Source organism: Streptomyces sp. NPDC102441 (genome assembly GCF_044765585.1).
Classification (GTDB): Bacteria; Actinomycetota; Actinomycetes; order Streptomycetales; family Streptomycetaceae; genus Streptomyces.
Window position 1 is genome coordinate 217,140 of record NZ_JBIWKH010000007.1, and the last position, 17,099, is coordinate 234,238.

Annotated in this window: 13 protein-coding genes; 1 reads left to right on the forward strand and 12 read right to left on the reverse strand. The window is 72.5% G+C overall.

Translation table 11 applies throughout. The features are described from left to right. Positions 1-5: 5 nt before the first annotated feature. Complete coding sequence (locus tag ACIREO_RS17495; protein ID WP_404110481.1) at positions 6-863, forward strand: 3-hydroxybutyryl-CoA dehydrogenase; 858 nt, start codon at positions 6-8, stop codon at positions 861-863. Positions 864-1,737: 874 nt separating this feature from the next. Here ACIREO_RS17495 and ACIREO_RS17500 read toward each other — a convergent pair. The 12 genes from ACIREO_RS17500 to infC all read right to left on the reverse strand — a co-directional run bounded on the left by ACIREO_RS17500 (position 1,738) and on the right by infC (position 16,960). After that, the gene (locus ACIREO_RS17500; protein ID WP_404110484.1) at positions 1,738-5,472 is read right to left on the reverse strand and encodes a CHAT domain-containing protein; all 3,735 of its coding nucleotides are present in this window, start codon (positions 5,470-5,472) and stop codon (positions 1,738-1,740) included. After that, positions 5,469-6,437: a hypothetical protein gene (locus ACIREO_RS17505; protein WP_404110486.1), complete on the reverse strand. Its 969-nt coding sequence runs from the start codon at positions 6,435-6,437 to the stop codon at positions 5,469-5,471. The genes ACIREO_RS17500 and ACIREO_RS17505 overlap by 4 nt, the downstream gene beginning before the upstream one ends. Positions 6,438-6,484: 47 nt before the next feature. Beyond that, a complete protein-coding gene (locus ACIREO_RS17510; protein WP_404110489.1) occupies positions 6,485-6,757 on the reverse strand; it encodes a hypothetical protein in 273 nt (90 codons plus the stop codon). A 312-nt stretch (positions 6,758-7,069) separates the two neighbouring features. Next, positions 7,070-7,600 (reverse strand): NUDIX hydrolase, encoded by a 531-nt coding sequence (locus tag ACIREO_RS17515; protein WP_404110491.1) that lies wholly within the window; start codon positions 7,598-7,600, stop codon positions 7,070-7,072. 87 nt (positions 7,601-7,687) lie between these two features. After that, positions 7,688-9,028: a transcriptional regulator gene (locus ACIREO_RS17520; RefSeq protein WP_404110494.1), complete on the reverse strand. Its 1,341-nt coding sequence runs from the start codon at positions 9,026-9,028 to the stop codon at positions 7,688-7,690. Between the two features lie 359 nt (positions 9,029-9,387). After that, positions 9,388-11,898, reverse strand: coding sequence for a phenylalanine--tRNA ligase subunit beta (gene pheT, locus ACIREO_RS17525; protein WP_404110496.1), 2,511 nt, complete (start codon positions 11,896-11,898; stop codon positions 9,388-9,390). Continuing rightward, positions 11,898-13,025 (reverse strand): phenylalanine--tRNA ligase subunit alpha, encoded by a 1,128-nt coding sequence (pheS, locus tag ACIREO_RS17530; RefSeq protein ID WP_404110498.1) that lies wholly within the window; start codon positions 13,023-13,025, stop codon positions 11,898-11,900. The genes pheT and pheS overlap by 1 nt, the downstream gene beginning before the upstream one ends. A gap of 113 nt (positions 13,026-13,138) precedes the next feature. Continuing rightward, the gene (locus ACIREO_RS17535) at positions 13,139-14,293 is read right to left on the reverse strand and encodes an ATP-binding protein (protein ID WP_404110500.1); all 1,155 of its coding nucleotides are present in this window, start codon (positions 14,291-14,293) and stop codon (positions 13,139-13,141) included. Between the two features lie 140 nt (positions 14,294-14,433). Continuing rightward, positions 14,434-15,270 (reverse strand): TrmH family RNA methyltransferase, encoded by an 837-nt coding sequence (locus ACIREO_RS17540; protein WP_404110502.1) that lies wholly within the window; start codon positions 15,268-15,270, stop codon positions 14,434-14,436. 153 nt (positions 15,271-15,423) lie between these two features. Next, on the reverse strand, positions 15,424-15,807 hold the full coding sequence (gene rplT / locus ACIREO_RS17545) for a 50S ribosomal protein L20 (protein ID WP_007457565.1): 384 nt from the start codon (positions 15,805-15,807) through the stop codon (positions 15,424-15,426). A 105-nt stretch (positions 15,808-15,912) separates the two neighbouring features. Further along, positions 15,913-16,107, reverse strand: a complete 195-nt coding sequence (gene rpmI, locus ACIREO_RS17550) for a 50S ribosomal protein L35 (RefSeq protein ID WP_404110505.1) — start codon at positions 16,105-16,107, stop codon at positions 15,913-15,915. Between the two features lie 121 nt (positions 16,108-16,228). Next, entirely contained in the window at positions 16,229-16,960 is a 732-nt protein-coding gene (gene infC / locus ACIREO_RS17555; protein ID WP_404110507.1) for a translation initiation factor IF-3, read from the reverse strand. Positions 16,961-17,099: the final 139 nt, after the last annotated feature.

The window sequence follows — 17,099 nt, forward strand, 5'->3', positions numbered from 1 at the left end:
ACTCTATGGCCGACATTGCACGCGTCGGAGTGGTGGGCTGTGGCCAAATGGGCGCAGGCATCGCGGAGGTGTGCGCGCGCAGCGGCCTCGATGTCAGGGTGGCCGAGACCACCGGCGAAGCCCTGGAGATAGGGCGTACCCGGCTCCACAACTCGCTCTCCAAGGCCGCCGAACGCGGCAAGATCACCACGGAGGAGCGCGACGAGACCCTCGGCCGCCTCAGCTTCACCACGGACCTCGGCGAGTTCGCCGACCGCGACCTCGTGATCGAGGCCGTCGTGGAGAACGAGCAGGTCAAGACCGAGATCTTCCAGGTCCTCGACCAGGTGGTGACTCGGCCTGACGCGATCCTCGCCTCGAACACCTCCTCGATCCCCCTGGTGAAGCTGGCCGTGGCGACCTCCCGGCCGGACCACGTCATCGGTATCCACTTCTTCAACCCGGCCCCGGTGCAGAAGCTCGTCGAGCTGATCCCCGCGCTGACGACGTCCGACGAGACCATAAAGCGTGCGGAGTCAGTCGTGCAGACCGTGCTGGACAAGCACGCGATCCGCGCCCAGGACCGGTCGGGCTTCGTCGTCAACGCCCTGCTGATCCCGTATCTGCTCTCGGCGATCCGGATGTTCGAGTCGGGCATCGCCAGCCGCGAGGACATCGACAACGGCATGGAGATGGGCTGCGCCCACCCGATGGGCCCGCTCAAGCTCGCCGACCTGATCGGCCTGGACACCGTGGCCTCGGTCGCCGACTCGATGTACGCGGAATACAAGGAGCCGCTGTACGCCGCTCCCCCGCTGCTCCAGCGGATGGTGGACGCAGGCAGGCTCGGCCGCAAGACGGGCTCGGGGTTCTACGCCTACTGACCGTCCTACCGACAGGCCCGGCGCTCACGCCGCCGGGCCTGTCGGGGACGCGTTGCCCGAGGTCAGATCCATGTTCGGCCGACAGTGCCTCGTCTCCTGCTGCCGATCTGGTGCGCGGGCCGCACCCGGGGCCGGTGCGGGGCACCCGGATCGCCTCCATCACGGTGGTGACCGGGTGCAGTCGTGGGCAGCAGCTGCCGGACCAACTCCCGGGCGCGATCGGATAGTTCACGGCGACGGACCACCGGGCCATGATCCACCACTCAAGATCTCCTGAAGACACGGCCTGGTTGTAGTGAACTCCGGCCACGTTGTGGGTATTTGTGTTACGTTGCTCTACTTGCCTCGCGCGGCGCCGAGGCCCCACCCCCTTCTGTCGTCGGCAGGCTGCCTCCCCACGTCGGACCGGTACGGACCCGGACGCCGCATGACGTCCGGTCCCGTTGCGGAGGAACTGTGTGGCACAAGAGATCCGAGTCCAGCCCCGTTCTCGCCGGCGACACAACGGACGAAGGAACGGTCGCCGGCTTCGGCTATGTCCGCTCCGGGAGGCCGAGGTCCGCGTGCGACAGGAGCACGGCCGCAGGGCCGTTCCGAGCTCTGCGGCCGGGACCGGGAAAGCAGACCCTCCTCCATTACCGCGCCGCCCGGAGGCGCAAGGGCTCGAAAGTCGCCATGTCCGCCCGCTTCGTGTTCCTGCGGGCCCGCCTCGCACCCCCGCCCCGGCCGAGCCGGCGCCGTCCGGACCCGGATCAGTACCCGCGCCATCGCCGCCCGGCTCCCCGCCGCCCTCGACCGCGTCCGGGAACCGAGCCGGCAGGCCGACCGCCTCGCCACCCTCGCGCCGGCCACTCCGCGCGTCCCCGCCCGTTGCTCAGCGGCCCACGACCACCAGTCCCGCCCAGAACGCCGGGTCCGCCGGATCGTGGCCCGAGGCCGTGAGGGCGTTCAGCAGTTCGGCCGCGAGCCGCCGCACGTCGGCCGGCATCGACGTGGGCGGCTCCCGCACCGGGCCGGCCATCCAGAGCTGCGCCTGACGCAGCGCGTCCACCGGCGCGTGGCCCGTGCGGAGCCCGTGGTGGAACAGGAGGTCGACGAGGGCCGTCGCGTGCAGCCTCACCAGCCACAACGAGCCCAGCACGGACGACGCTCCCCCGGCCAGGAACGCCGCCGCCATGGTGAACGACTCGTCCTGGTGGCGGCGCGGCAGGCCGTTCATGCACGAGGCCAGGGAGACGCACAGCCCGGGCCCGTCCGGCGGCACGGGGAACCGCTGCGCCGCAATGGTCTGCACGGACAGGCGGTCGATGTCCCCGGCCGGCGTCCCGTCCGGGCCGAGGACTGCGCCGAAGGCGAGGTGCGAGCGCCAGCTGTCCGACGGATCGGGCAGCAGGTGTGCCGAGACGTCCACGATGCCGTGCGAGAGGGCGGCCCGCCGGATCTCGTCGAGGACCTCCGCGGGCCGCGTCGTGCCGTCCGGGCCGCGGACCGGCCGGCCGGACGGGCGGCCCGCCTCCGGCGCCAGCAGGCGCGGCCTCGGGTACAGCCGGTGCAGCGCCCTGCTCGACGAACTCCGGGCCTGGGCCCCCGTCAGCCCCAGGACCAGCAGCGCGCCGTCCCCAGCCCGGACGGGGGGCTGCCCGGCCGCGGCGACGAACATCCGGGCGGAAGGGGCGGTGGACAGCACCAGCCGGTCGACCGCCCGGCCCGGGCGCCCGCCTGCCCCCGGCAGCCGTGCCGCGCTCCACGGCACCGCGGCCAGCGCCCCGAGCGGCACCAGCACCAGCCGAGGCAGGCAGTCGGCCCCGGCACCCCTGGCGTCCCGCGCCAGATGCTCCACCACCGCCCGCCCCGCCCAGTCGCACACCTCCTCCAGACGGGCCCGCCAGGCGTGCTCGACCGCATCCGCCCTCGGCGCGGAGAGCAGCAGTTCCAGGGCGCCCGTGTAGGCGTCCAGGGAGGAGGGGTCCGCCAGGCCGCTCAGGGGCATCCAGCGGACGCCGCCGTCGCTCCGCACCCGCAGCGCGCCCCCGGAGACGGGCGAGTTCTGGGTCGGCAGCAGGTACACCAGCTCGTGGTTGCCGGTCCTGCGCAGCGCCGCCGCGATCTCCGGCACCGGGACCGTCCCCAGCAGCGTGTCCAGGGCGCCGTGTTCCTCCAGCACCGCCCGCACCCGGGCGCCGAGGCGCTCGGGCACCGGATGTTCGGCGTACGAGTCCCAGGCGTCGCCGCCCGCGCCCTCCCCAGGGGCGGTCCCGCGCCCGGTCGCCGCCCCGTCCGGCCGGTGACCCGCCCGGTTCTGCCGAAGTGCGGCGTCCCGCCAGCCGCGCCACTCCCCGGCCAGATCGGCGCGGCCGAGCCCGGACAGCGTGCTCAGTACGTCGACGGTGACCATCTCCGTGTGCAGGGCGAGCGCCCGGCCGCGCTCCAGCATCCCGACGGCCTCTTCCAACGCGCCGTCCGCGACGCACCAGGCGGCGACCTCTCGGGAGAGCGGCCCGGCCCGTTCCGCCGTCAGCACGGCGTCGGCGGCGACCTCCTGCACCAGCGCCCGGCGCGCCAGCAGACCGAGGGCCTCCCGCCCGAGCCGGCGGGACCGCTCGCGCCCCGCCCGGCCCCCTGCCGCCGACGACTGTCCGGGCCGCGCGGCCCGGACCAGCAGATCGCCGAGCCCGGCTGGAGCGGGGCTCACCGCGCGGTGTGCCCGGGCCAGTTGCATCCGCAGGTCCACGGCGAGGGTGTCCACCGCGTCCGGCCGAGCGGCCACGGCCTCCTCCATCCGCCGCAGCCGCCGGTCCCGGTCTCCCGGGTCCTCCGCACCGCGGGCGGTGCGAGCCGTCAGGGTCTCGGCGTAGAAGTGGACGGTGCGCACGGTGTCCTGGAACGGCGGGCGGGACGCCACGTCAGGCCGTTCCACCAGCAGGCCGATGGCGTCGGTGGGCGGGCGGGCGGCGCCCGGCTGGGCCGTCGGCGCCTGGGCCTCGACGAAGCCGACGATGTGCAGCAGCAGTTCCCGCCCGGCGCGCTGCGGAGACCGCTCGTCGGTGCGGCTCAGGGACTCCGTCAGGACCGTACGGGCCTCGGACAGCAGCGCGTACCGCTCGCCGCCGCCGGGCGGGCTGCCGCCGTCCGTGTAAGTGGCGGCCATCAGCAGCGACCAGCCCAGGGTGTGCTGGACCAGCGCCAGCAGTTCCGGGCTGTGGTCCTCCCGCACATCCGCCAGCCGCCGCGCCCGGTCCACGCACAGGCGCAGCAACTGCCGTGTGCGGACCGCGTGCCCGACCCGGTCCACCGCGGGGGTGGCCTCGTCGCCGGTGCCGGTGCAGTCCGCGTCGTCGGCCCCCGCGTGGTAGTGGAAGGCGGTGTGGACCTGCGCGAAGACGGCGTCCAGGACCAAGCGGTGCATGGGGTCGGCGGGGTGCTGGGCCCGTGCCCGGCGCAGCATGGCGAGCGCGGACCGGATGTCGCTCAGTGAGCCCTCGCCCGAGCCGCGCAGGGACAGGAGCTGCACGAGGGCGAGGTTGATCGGCGCCGTCATCGGATGTCCCGGCGGCAACAAACCCCGGACGCCGTCGAGTTCGTGGACGACCGCCCCGATGTCGCGCTCCCGGACCGACCAGGTCCCGATCACCTGGGTGCGGGCCAGGGCCCTCGCCGCCAGGGCCTCGGGCCATTCCGGCGAGCCGGGGTCCATGGTCCGAACGGCGCGCTCCAGTGCCGCTACCGCGTCGTGGAGGCCGAGCCCTTCGACGTTCTCGCCGACCGTGATCGCCCGCAGCAGCTCGGCGCCGAACCGGGCGGCGGCCAGCGGATCGTCCTGGGCGGCCTGCCAGACGGCCCGGTGGGCCAGGGCGAGGTCCGCGGCACCCGTGGCCCGGGCGGCGTCCCCACCGGTGTGCACCTGGGTGGCGAGCGCGGCCCCGGCGGCGCGCATCTGCGCCCGCTGCGCGTCGTCCAGGCGGCTGCCGGGCCGGGCCAGTTCCTCCGCGGTCGCCCGGGCCGCCTCCGCCTCGCCGGGGCTGTCCCCGCCGTACTCCGCGACGCGCTGCGCAAGGACCACGTAGCGGAACATCCACTCGTCCCGCCGTGCGTCCTCATCCGGGAGGAGGCGTAACGCCCGCCGCATGAGGTCCTGGTGGGCGATCCTGCTCCGGACGAACCGCTCGGGAGCCTCCCGCGGCGGGATGCCGTCGCGCCGGACGGCAAGCGAGCGGCGGACATGGTCGGCCGACTCGTGGACCACGTGCGTCAGGTCGAGCAGGGCGAGGTAGGCGTCCCGCACCTCGGCGTCGGTCATGGGCGGTTCGGTGATGTGCCGGACCGCGCGGAGCAGCCGGCGGCAGGCGCCCAGGCAGTCGGAGGCCCGCAGGAGCCACGTGTCCAGCGCCCGCGCCTCGTCCGGCGAGGGCACGTTGCCGACGGCCCGGGCGCAGGCGTCCGCCACCGCCTGCACCGTGTCGTACCAGCCGGTCAGCTCCGCCGTCGGGTCCGCCCCGGCGTGCGCGCCCTGCTGGACGAGGCGTTCGGCGTGGTCCGCGGCGGCGTGGAGGGCGGCCGCCAGGTCGCTGTCCCGGCCGCGCTCCCGCGCCGGGTGGCTGTAGTCGATCACGGGACCGGCGGCTCCTCGGGCGGCGGACGTTCGAAGGTGATCTGCGGTGCGGGGTGGCCGGTGCGCCGGAGGTAGGCGGTGAACGCCTCGCCCGTCCGCTTCTCGTCCACCGTGTCCTCGGGGAGCGGCCAAGCGGCCGCCGCGTAGAGCGCGTCCCGGTGGCGCAGCAGCGCCGCCTCCACGGTGTCCGCGTAGTCGTCGACGCCGTCCCCCAGCCCGGCAAGGAGCAACGCGCCGACCACGGCGCCCGCGAGGGCGGCCAGCGCGGCGGGCCACAGGGCGACGCGGTCCAGCAGGGCGAGCGGCAGGGCGGTGACGACGGTGAGCGCCGCCCAGACCAGGTTGCGCGCCCGGCCCAGCACCTGATCCGAGGCACGCTCCAGATCGCGCCGGGCGGGCTCGTCGAACACCTGCTGGAGCAGCGGCCAGCAGAGCTGGGCGTCCAGCCGGTGCCGCCCCAGGATGCGTTCGCCCATGGCGGCAAAGCTGTCGCCGATCCTGGTCGGCGCCGTCAGCACGTCCTGCACGGGGCGCCGGTGCAGCTTCCGGCGCGCCTCGGCGGCGGCGCGGCTCGTCCACGGCTCCTCGGCCTGGGCGGTGAGCCGCTGCTTCGCCCCCACGCGGCCGGCGACCCCACGGGCGACCAGTGCGGCGACCGGTCCGCGTACGGGCAGCGCGGTGCCGGACAGCAGATGCACGAGCGGTCCCGCCAGGGCCGTCACCACCAGGGAGGCGCCACTCGCGGCGACGACCGCCAGCACCCCGAGGGCGGCGAGCGCCAGCGGCTCACCGCTGCCGGCGTCGCAGACCACGGCGGTGGGGCCAGATGCCTGACAGCCGCCCGCCGGCGGCTGCCAGGGGCGCAGCAGCAGCAAGGCCACGGCGGCGAACGCGTAGGCGCCCCCGCTGATCAGCGCCGTCCAGCGCTTCGCCGGCCCTGACGCCAGCGCCGAGATGATCCCCACGGCCTTCCTCCTGGTGTCTGCCCCGCCCCGGCCCCGTCAGCGCCGGCTCAGCCCCGCGCGTCCCGCCGCCGGTAGACCAGTTCCGCCCCGCACGTGCACAGGAGCTCGCCGTCCTGGGGGAAGTCCATGCTGCCCGGCTTGTCGGTGGTGCAGGGCGTGGCGTCCCCTGGGTCGCGGGAGCACTGCCAGCTGAAGGGGGAGCCGCCCACCGCCTGCGACGGCGGCACGAGGGCCAGCCGGCCGTCCGCCGCCGCGACGTCCAGCGGCTCGTCGCCGCCGAACCAGCCGTCGGCGTCCTCGTCGTGATTGCGCTGCCCCATCCGACCCCCCGAGATCACGGCCGTACGGCGTTCCGCCACGCACTGTAGCCCGGTGGCCCGAGCACGGTCCATGGAGCGGCCAATTCTCCCGAATGACCGTCACAGACCGCGCAGAGGGGCTGACTGCAATCCGACACGGTCACCAGCCGCTCCGGGGGACGTCGACGTCAGCACGTGGCCGGCCCCCGCAGCCGACCCCGCCGGCACCCCCACGTTCTGGATCCGGTTCACCGTCGCCCTCCGGCCCGGAGGTGCGGTGATCGCACGGGCGGCCGGAGCCTCCTGGCCGGCCCGCCGCATCGGCATGTGCGGTCAGCCCAGACGCATGTGATGGAGCATCAGCAGACCGGCCACCATGCCGGCCGCCGGTATCTCACCACGCGCGATCATGTCGGGCACGAGTTTGAGCGGGACCCACTCGCGGCGCGAGGACTCGAAGTCGTCCGCCGGATGGCCCGTGTACGTCGCCTCCCGGGACCAGAAGAGATGGTGCCGGGCGTCGACGAGGCCGTTGGCCGGTTCCACGGTCATCAGCGGATGCAGCTCGCCGGGCCGCCATCCTGTCTCCTCCTCCATCTCCCGTGCGGCGGCTGCGGCGATGTCCTCGCCGTCCTCGACCACTCCCGCGGCGAGTTCCCAGCCCCAGCTGTCGGTGATGAACCTGTGCCGCCAAAGGAGCAGGACCTCGTTGGCCTCGTTGACGACGGTCGCCGCGGCGACGGCCCGGAGCCGGATGACGAAGTGGTCCAGATGTCGGCCGTCGGGGAGAACGACATCCGCCAGGTTGACCCGGAACCAGCGATTCTCGTACACGGTCTGTTCGTTCAGGTTCGCCCACTGCACAGTTCTGCCACCTTCCGACTGGTCGATGGCAACATCGGAGCAGGGCCCGTCCCGCAGGGGAACGCGTGGCGGCTCCCCGGACGAGGCTCACAGAGGCACGCGCAGCGCCCCGTCGATGAGGCCGGCCGCCGCTTCGGCGTCGGCGCTGCCGCTCGCGGCCAGCTGTCCCCGTACGGAGCGCAGCCGGTCCCGGAGCCGCTGGGACTCCATGCCCCGGGCGCGTTCAGCCATTTCCGAGGCCGTGCCGGCCGCCTTGTCCGCCTCTCCCTGGAGCAGTTCGAGCTGGGTGAGCATGGCGAGCCGGTGCACGGTCCCGCGGTCGTGCGCCGGGGAGCGCACGGCTGCCGCCGCGTGCTCCCGGGCACCGGCGAGATCCCCGAGACAGAGGAGCGCCTCCGCCACCTGGACGTTGACGAGACCCGGCTGGACATACCCCGTCTCGTCCGGTTCGCCCCCGCTCCGGATGCGGCCGGCCTCGGCCTCGGCGCGGCGGATGCACTCCAGGGCGCCGCGGTGGTCGCCCAGCTGGGCGTAGGCCTTGGCCTGCATCGCGTGCAGATCCGTGGCCAGCGCCGGGGTGATGTGACGGCCGGCCGCTCGGAGCGCGGCCTCGGCGAAGGCGACGGACCGGCGGTATTCGGCCAGGTGCAGCGACTGGTTCACGAGCAGGGCGATCACATAGCCGCCGAGCCCCCGGTCCCCGCTCGCCTTGGCCAGGCGCAGGGCCTGGTGGAAGTAGCGCTGGGCGAGTCCATGGGCGTCGGAGTCATAGGCACAGATGCCCGCGACTGCCACCAGTCCGGCGGTCGCACGGTGGAGTCTGCGGCCCGTCGCATCGCTGTAGCCTCCGCGCAGCAGCGGCGCCGTCTCGGCGTTGAGGAAACCGACGATGCGGGACCTGGTCGCGATGCCGCCCGCCTTTCGGTACATCTGTTCGTAGTGTGCGCGGGCCGCGCGGAGCATCACTATGTCCGCCATGCTCACGCGCAACGGCCCGGGGCGTGAGACATCGGCGTCCTCGGGCGGGTTCTCCCACTCCCAGACGGGCATCACCGCTGTCGTGCCCGTGACGGCGGGTGCGGTGGCGAGGTGGGGACGCTGCTGTTCGTCGGAGCGCCACAGGGCCGTCGCGTGCTCGACGAACCCCGAGAGGCCGGCGCCCTGGGCGGCCGTGTGCATCCCGGGGATCCCCATGCCGGCGTCGTCGAGCGTGACGGGCCGGCCCAGCCGGGCTGCGAGGACTTCGCAGATCAGGTCCGGGACCTGCCCGCGCGGGCGCTGGCCCTTGAGCCAGCGCGCGACCGCCGTGTGTTCGTAGCGCAGGCACAGCCCGCGGGTACGGCCGGCCTGGTTGACATGGCCGGCGAGCCCGGCACGGGACACACCCGCCTCGTCGATCAGGGATTCGAGCAGGACGTTGGGCTCCATTGCCCCCCCATGTGCGCGTCGCAATGAGCCTAGTGGAGCACGATTCACACGGGGTGTGAACGGAATGCCCGAACCATCCTGCTGTGCGCTCTGCCGCGCCGGTGCACCGCTCGGTTGAATGAGTTCCTCGCAAGAGGCGGCCGGGTCGTCGGCTCCCCCTCGTAACAGTTCGACGACCCGCACCCGCGCCGTTCGTTCTGCCGGCCTGCCCGACACTCCGTGGCAGGACGGACGGCGCCGGACCGTACAGCCCACTGCCCCGATGACAGGAGGCCCGTGTGCGGTCCCCGGGCCGTCCGGCGAGAACAGAAGGGGCGTATCCGGTGACCGGATACGCCCCTTCTCACAGGGCAGTGCACCTAGGCGCCGCGCAGCACCGCACCGGTGCGCTCGGTGGCCAGGGCGACCGCGGTGTCGCGGGCGGCGGAGGCCTCCTCCACGGTCAGCGTGCGGTCCGGGGCACGGAACCGCAGCGCGTACGCCAGGGACTTGTTGCCCTCGCCGATCTGCTCGCCGGTGAAGACGTCGAACAGCCGCAGCGATTCGAGCAGGCCGCCCGCGCCTTCGCGCAGCGCCTTCTCCACCGCGTCGGCGGGCACGTCCGAGGCGACGACGAGCGCGACGTCCTGGGTCGCCACCGGGAAGGTGGAGATTCGGGGCGCCTGGAGCGCGCCGTCGACGGCCTTCTCCAGGACGTCGAGCTCGACCTCCATGGCACAGGTCCGCTCGGGCAGGTGGAGTTCCTTGACGACACGCGGGTGCAGTTCGCCCGCGTGTCCGAAGAGGGTCTCCTCGCCGTCGACCGTGACGTACAGCGCGGCGCAGCGGCCGGGGTGCCACGGTGCGTGCCGGTCGGCGCGGACCGTCACCTCGACGCCCGCCTCAGCGGCGATGGTGCGCGCCGCCTCGACGGAGTCCGCCCAGTCGGCGGGGCGGCCCCTGCCCCACCAGCCGGCCTGCTCGCGGGCGCCCGCGAGTACGACGGCGGCGCGGCGCGGCTGACGCGGCAGTGCCGCGTCCAGTCCGGCGATCTCCTCGTCGGTGGGACGGCGGTCGACGGGCAGCCGTACGGCCTTGGTCTCCTCGCCGGTGGGCCTGAAGACCAGGCCCGTCTCGAAGAGCGCCAGGTCGTGGCTGCCGCGGCCGTCGTTGCGCCGCAGTGCGCCGAGCAGACCGGGCAGCAGCGTGGTGCGCAGCGCGGGCTCCTCGTCGGAGAGCGGGTTGACGAGCGTGACCGTACGGCGGCGTGCGTCGTCCTTCTCCAGGCCGAGCTGGTCGAGGACGGCGTCGCCGATGAACGGGTAGCTGAGCGCCTCGACGTAACCGGCGCCGGCGAGGGCACGGCCGATGCGCCGGTGCAGCCGCTGGCGGTCGGTGAGCCCGCGTCCGGACGGCGGCGTCGGCAGGGTCGACGGGAGGTTCTCGTAACCCTCCAGCCGGATGACCTCTTCGGCCAGGTCGTTCGGCTCGGCGAGGTCGGGGCGCCAGGACGGCACCGTGACGATCAGCTCGTCCTGTCCGTAGACGTCGCAGCCGACCTGCTGGAGACGGCGTACGACGGTCTCCCGGCCGTACGCGACACCGGCCACCCGGTCGGGGTGGTTCGCGGGCATCGCGATGGTGCGGGGTGCGGACGGGGCGGTGATCTCCGTGACGCCGGCCTCGGCCGTGCCGCCCGCGAGGAGCACCAGCAGGTCGACCGTGCGCTGCGCGGCAGCGGCGGCGGCCATCGGGTCGACACCGCGCTCGAAGCGCTTGGACGCCTCCGAGCTCAGCTTGTGGCGGCGTGCGGTCCGGGCGATGGCGATCGCGTCGAAGTGCGCGGCCTCGATGACGACCTCGGTGGTCCCGGTGTCCTCGGCGTGGTCGGCGATCTCGGTGTCGGCGCCGCCCATGACGCCCGCGAGGCCGATCGGTCCGCGGTCGTCGGTGATGACCAGGTCCTGGGCGTCCAGGACACGCTTGGCGCCGTCCAGCGTGGTGAGCTTCTCGCCCTGCTGGGCGCGGCGCACACCGATGGTGCCCGCGACACGGGTGCGGTCGTAGGCGTGCAGCGGCTGGCCGAGCTCCAGCATCACGTAGTTGGTGATGTCGACGGCCAGCGAGACGGTGCGCATCCCGGCCTTCTGCAGCCTGCGCTGCATCCAGATCGGGGAGCGCGCCTCGGGCCGCAGGCCGGTGACCGTACGCGCGGTGAAGTTGCTGCATCCGAACGGGTCGGACACCTTCACCGGGTAGCCGTGCGCGTTGGGCGGGGGCACGTCCAGGAGGGCCGGGTCGCGCAGCGTCAGCCCGTACGCGATGGCGGTCTCGCGGGCGACCCCGCGCATCGAGAGGCAGTAGCCCCGGTCCGGCGTGACGGCGATGTCCAGGACCTCGTCGACGAGCTCCAGGAGCTCGATCGCGTCGGTTCCGGGCTCGTACTCCGGCGGCAGCACGATGATGCCGTGCGTCCCGTCGTCACCCATGCCGAGCTCGTCGGTCGAGCAGATCATGCCGTGCGAGGTCTTGCCGTACGTCTTGCGCGCGGCGATCGCGAAGTCGCCGGGCAGCACGGCGCCCGGGAGGACGACGACGACCTTGTCGCCGACGGAGAAGTTACGGGCGCCGCAGACGATCTCCTGCGGCTCGCCGGTGCCGTTGGCCGTGCCGACGTCGACGGTGCAGAAGCGGATGGGCTTCTTGAAGCCCTCCAGCTCCTCGATGGTCAGGACCTGTCCGACGACCAGGGGGCCCTTGAGGCCGGCGCCGGTCTGCTCGACGGTCTCGACCTCCAGGCCGACGGAGACGAGCTTGGCCTGCACGTCACGGCCGGTCTCCGTCGCCGGCAGGTCGACGTATTCCCGCAGCCAGGAAAGCGGGACGCGCATCAGATCTCCATCCCGAACGGCCGGGTGAACCGGACGTCGCCCTCGACCATGTCTCGCATGTCCTCGACGTTGTGGCGGAACATCAGCATCCGCTCGATACCGAACCCGAAGGCGAATCCGCTGTACTTCTCGGGGTCCACACCGCAGGCGACGAGCACCTTGGGGTTGACCATGCCGCAGCCGCCGAGCTCGATCCAGCCCTCGCTGCCGCAGGTGCGGCAGGGGCGGTCCGGGTTGCCGACGGACTCGCCGCGGCAGACGTAGCAGACCATGTCCATCTCGGCGGACGGCTCGGTGAACGGGAAGAAGTTCGGCCGCAGCCGGGTCTTCATGTCCGGGCCGAAGAGCGCCTGGACCATGTGGTCGAGGGTGCCCTTGAGGTCGGCCATGGTGAGGCCCTCGTCGACGGCGAGCAGCTCGATCTGGTGGAAGACCGGGGTGTGCGTGGCGTCGAGCTCGTCGGTGCGGTAGACCCGGCCGGGGCAGACCACGTAGACGGGGGGCTTACGGCTGAGCAGCGAGCGCGCCTGGACCGGTGAGGTGTGCGTACGCAGCACGACACCGGACTCGTCGCCCTTGGCACCGTCGGCGCCCTGCACGAAGAAGGTGTCCTGCATCTGCCGTGCCGGGTGGTCGGGCACGAAGTTCAGGGCGTCGAAGTTGAACCACTCCGCCTCGGCCTCGGGGCCCTCGGCGATCTCGTAGCCCATCGCGACGAAGACGTCGGCGACGCGCTCCATGATGGTCGTCAGGGGGTGGCGCGCGCCTGCGGGGGTGCGGTCGTAGGGCAGCGTGACATCCACCGCCTCCTCGACCAGCACCCGGGCGTCACGCTCGGCCTCCAGCTCGGCCTGGCGGGCGGCCAGTGCCTTGGAGACGGCGCCGCGGGCCTGGCCCACGCGCTTGCCCGCCTCGGCCTTGGCCTGCGGCGGCAGGGCGCCGATCTCGCGGTTGGCGAGCGACAGGGGCGAGGTACCACCGGTGTGCGCGGTCTTCGCCTGGGCGAGCGCGTCGAGGTCGCCCGCGGCGGCGAAGGCGGCGAACGCCTCGTCCCGCATGCGCTCGATCTCTTCCGGTTTCAGTGCCTCGACCTCGACTGGGTCGTACGACTTGTTCGGTGCCGACATCTCTTCCCGTGCTTCCGATTGGCTGGTGGCGACCTGGCTCGACGACTGAGGACGCAAAGGTGCCAAAAGTCGAGTCTACGGGCCGCCGGGAGGCGAAGAAGCCCGTGGGCAGCTCAGGCCAGGTAGGCCGGCATGCTCACGGGCAGGATAAATCGGAACTCGGCGCCACCGCCGGGCGCCCTGGCGACGGTGATCGTGCCGCCGTGCGCCTCGACGATGCCCTTGACGATGTACAGCCCCAGGCCGGTCCCGCCGCGCTTGCTCCCCCGCCAGAAGCGGGTGAAGACGCGGCCCATCGACTCCTCGGGGATGCCGGGACCTTCGTCGCTCACGGTGACTGCCGTTCCGCTCTCGTCGTCCTTGCCCGGTGCGGGTGCAGGGGCGATGTCAATGGTGACGGTTCCCTCGCCGTGCCGCACCGCGTTTTCCAGGAGGTTCCCCAGGACCTGGTCGACCTTGTCCGGGTCCGCCCAGAGCGCGGGCAGCGGCTGCCGGGTGTGCACGAGGAAGCGGCCGGGCGCCTGGCCGTTCGCGATGTGCGCCTGGATGTGGCGTTCGACGGCCGCGGCGACGTCGACGGGCTGGCGGCGCAGCTCGAGCCGGCCGGAGTCGATACGGGAGATGTCGAGCAGCTCGGCGATGAGCCGGGTGACCCGGTTGGCGTCGGCGTCGACGGTCTCCAGCATCAGCCGCTTCTGGTCGTCGGTGAACCGCTCCCACTTGGCCAGCAGCGTGGCGGTGAAGCCCTTGACCGAGGTCAGCGGGGAGCGCAGCTCATGGGCGACGGTGGCGATGAGCTCCGCGTGACTGAGCTCGGTGCGGCGGCGCGCCTCGGTGCCGCGCAGCGACACGACGAACCGGCGGACGGGCCCGGTCGGGGTCTCGCGTACGTACCGCGCGGAGACCAGGACCTCACGGCCGCCGGGGAGCAGCAGATTCTGCTCGGGCTGGCCGACCCTGATGGCGAGTCCGCCGTACGGATCGGTCAGGTCCCACCAGCGGCGTCCCTTGAGGTCCTCGAGGGGCAGCGCCTGGTCGAGGGAGCGGCCGAGCGCGTCCGTCGCGGGTGTGGCGGTGATCCGGGCCGCGGCCGCGTTGAAGCAGATGACCTTGCCGTTCTCGTCGGCGACGACGAGACCGTCAGGAAGATCGTCCGGGTCGATGCCCGTCATGGGGTCCCCGGCGGCACGGCTCTCGCCGGCCTCGTCGGAGAGGGCGCGCACGGCGGCCGTGTGTGTCGCTCGCGGCCTGCTCATGCCGACAGCCATCTTCCCGTACCCCACCTCTCGAACCGGTGCAGTGGGCCCCCGAGTTCGTCACCCTACTAGGCGTCGGCGGCCGGGCGACACCCTCCGGTCCCGCGCCGGCGGGGTCCGGCCCGAATCGATCGGTGGTGATCCCGCGGGGATCAGCCGGCCTGCCGCGGGCGCTGGGCCCGCGCGGAGGCGTAGAGGCAGACGGCGGCTGCGGTGGCGAGGTTGAGGCTCTCGGCCTTTCCGTGGATCGGGACCCGGACCACGGCGTCGGCCAGTGCGCGTGTCTCCTCGGGGAGGCCCCACGCCTCGTTGCCGAACACCCAGGCGGTGGGTCCGCCCATGGTGCCCGCGTCGAGCTCGTCGTCGAGGTCGTCCCCCGCACCGTCGGCCGCCAGGATGCGCACACCGGCGCCCCGGAGCCCCTGCACCGCCTGTTCCACGGGCACTCCGACGGCGACCGGCAGATGGAAGAGCGAGCCGACGGAGGCACGGACCGACTTGGGGTTGTAGAGGTCGACGGAGGCGTCGGTGAGCACGACCGCGTCCGCACCGGCGGCGTCCGCGCAGCGCAGCACCGTCCCGGCGTTCCCTGGGTCCCGTACGTGGGCGAGTACGGCGACCAGCGTGGGCTTCGCCGCGAGGATCTCCTCGAAGGGCGAGTCCAGGAAGCGGCAGACACCGATCAGGCCCTGCGGGGTGACGGTCTGCGACACGTCGGCCAGCACGTCGCTGTCCGCGAGATGCACCCGGGCGCCCGCCGCGTGGGCGGCATCGATGATGTCGGCGTACCGGTCGGCGGCTTCGACGGTGGCGAAGAGCTCGGTCAGCGTGGGCTCACCGTCACCGCCCCGGTGCGTGGCGGCCTCCCGCACGGCCTGCGGCCCCTCGGCGATGAACCTGCGCTCCTTGCCGCGGAAGTTCCGCCTGGCCAGCCGGCGTGCGGCGGCGATTCGCGGCGACCGCGCGGAGATCAGTTCGGGGGTGCCCATGGTCGGCGGCGAGCCTCTCTGCGTAACTCTGCTTCTCTGCGTACGTTTCTCCGCGTACGGATGACCACGTACACGGAGCGTGCTGCAACGCACCGGACCCGCAGACGACTTGCGCCTGCGGGTCCGGTCACACACCTGGAAGAGCTGCCTGGATCAGGCGGCCTTCGGGGCGTTGACGTCGCTCGGAAGGGCCTTCTGGGCGACCTCGACGAGAGCGGCGAACGCGTTGGCGTCGTTGACCGCGAGCTCGGCCAGGATCTTGCGGTCCACCTCGATGTTGGCGGCCTTCAGACCCTGGATGAGGCGGTTGTACGTCATGCCGTTCTGGCGGGCAGCCGCGTTGATGCGCTGGATCCAGAGCTGACGGAAGTCGCCCTTGCGCTTCTTGCGGTCGTTGTAGTTGTAGACCAGGGAGTGGGTGACCTGCTCCTTGGCCTTGCGGTACAGGCGCGAACGCTGACCGCGGTAGCCCTTGGCGGCCTCGAGGATCGCCCGGCGCTTCTTGTGGGCGTTTACTGCCCGCTTGACGCGTGCCACTTTTAACTCCTTGCAGCGGGGCCGTGGTTGGACTCACACGGCCCGGAAACGAATTGGTCCCGGTCGGATCGAGGTCGCGCCTCCGGGTTCACCGGAGGCGGCACCTCACTTGCCGAGAAGCTTCTTGACCTTCTTGACGTCGGCCGGAGCCACGACGACCGTGCCGGTCAGCGAGCGGGTCTTCTTGGACGACTTGTGCTCGAGCAGGTGGCGCTTGCCGGCCCTCTCTCGGAGCACCTTGCCGGAGCCGGTGATCTTGAAGCGCTTGCTGGCACCGCTGTGCGTCTTGTTCTTCGGCATCGCGCCGTTCTCTCCTCGTCAGTGGCGCCCCTCTCGGTGCGGAGCACCGGATTGCAGGGGCGTCAGATCTTTGGGTGGTTCCCGAGGGACCCGGGGGCGCCTGGATGGCAGCCCCCAGAGGTCACGCCTCGGAAGGTGTCTCGGCCGGAGCCTCGGCAGCTGCGGCCGGGGCCTCAGCGGCTTCGTCCTCGGGCTCGGCGTCGTGGGCGTAACCCTGACGCTCCGCCTTACGGGCGGCCTGGGCCTCGCGGGCCTCGGCCATGGCTTCGGTCTTCTTCTTGTGCGGGCCCAGAACCATGATCATGTTCCGGCCGTCCTGCTTCGGGTTCGACTCGATGAAGCCGAGGTCCTCGACATCCGAAGCGAGACGCTGGAGCAGTCGGAAACCCAGCTCGGGGCGGGACTGCTCACGACCACGGAACATGATCGTGATCTTGACCTTGTCCCCCTGCTTGAGGAACCGGACGACGTGACCCTTCTTGGTGTCGTAGTCGTGCGGGTCGATCTTCGGCCGGAGCTTCATTTCCTTGATGACCGTGTGCGCCTGGTTCTTGCGCGCCTCACGGGCCTTCATGGCCGACTCGTACTTGAACTTCCCGTAGTCCATGAGCTTGCACACGGGGGGACGGGCTGTCGCCGCCACCTCGACCAGGTCGAGGTCGTACTCCTGTGCGAGCTCCAGGGCCTTGGCAAGCGGAACAATCCCGACCTGCTCGCCGCTGGGACCGACAAGTCGCACCTCGGGAACGCGAATCCGGTCGTTGATGCGGGGCTCGGCGCTGATGGATCCTCCTCGGTAGCACCACGCGACCGCCTGGCGGACAGCCGCGTAACGTCTGTTTCGTAAGACCAACCGAGCCGGGAAAGGAAAAATGCCCCGGACGGGACACAGGCGGGGCTCCTGGAAATACCGGAACACCGCCGCGGTCAACCGCGGGGCGCATCGAGCAGCTCCATCGTCCGTACGGAACGATGGTCGCTACCTGACCGGT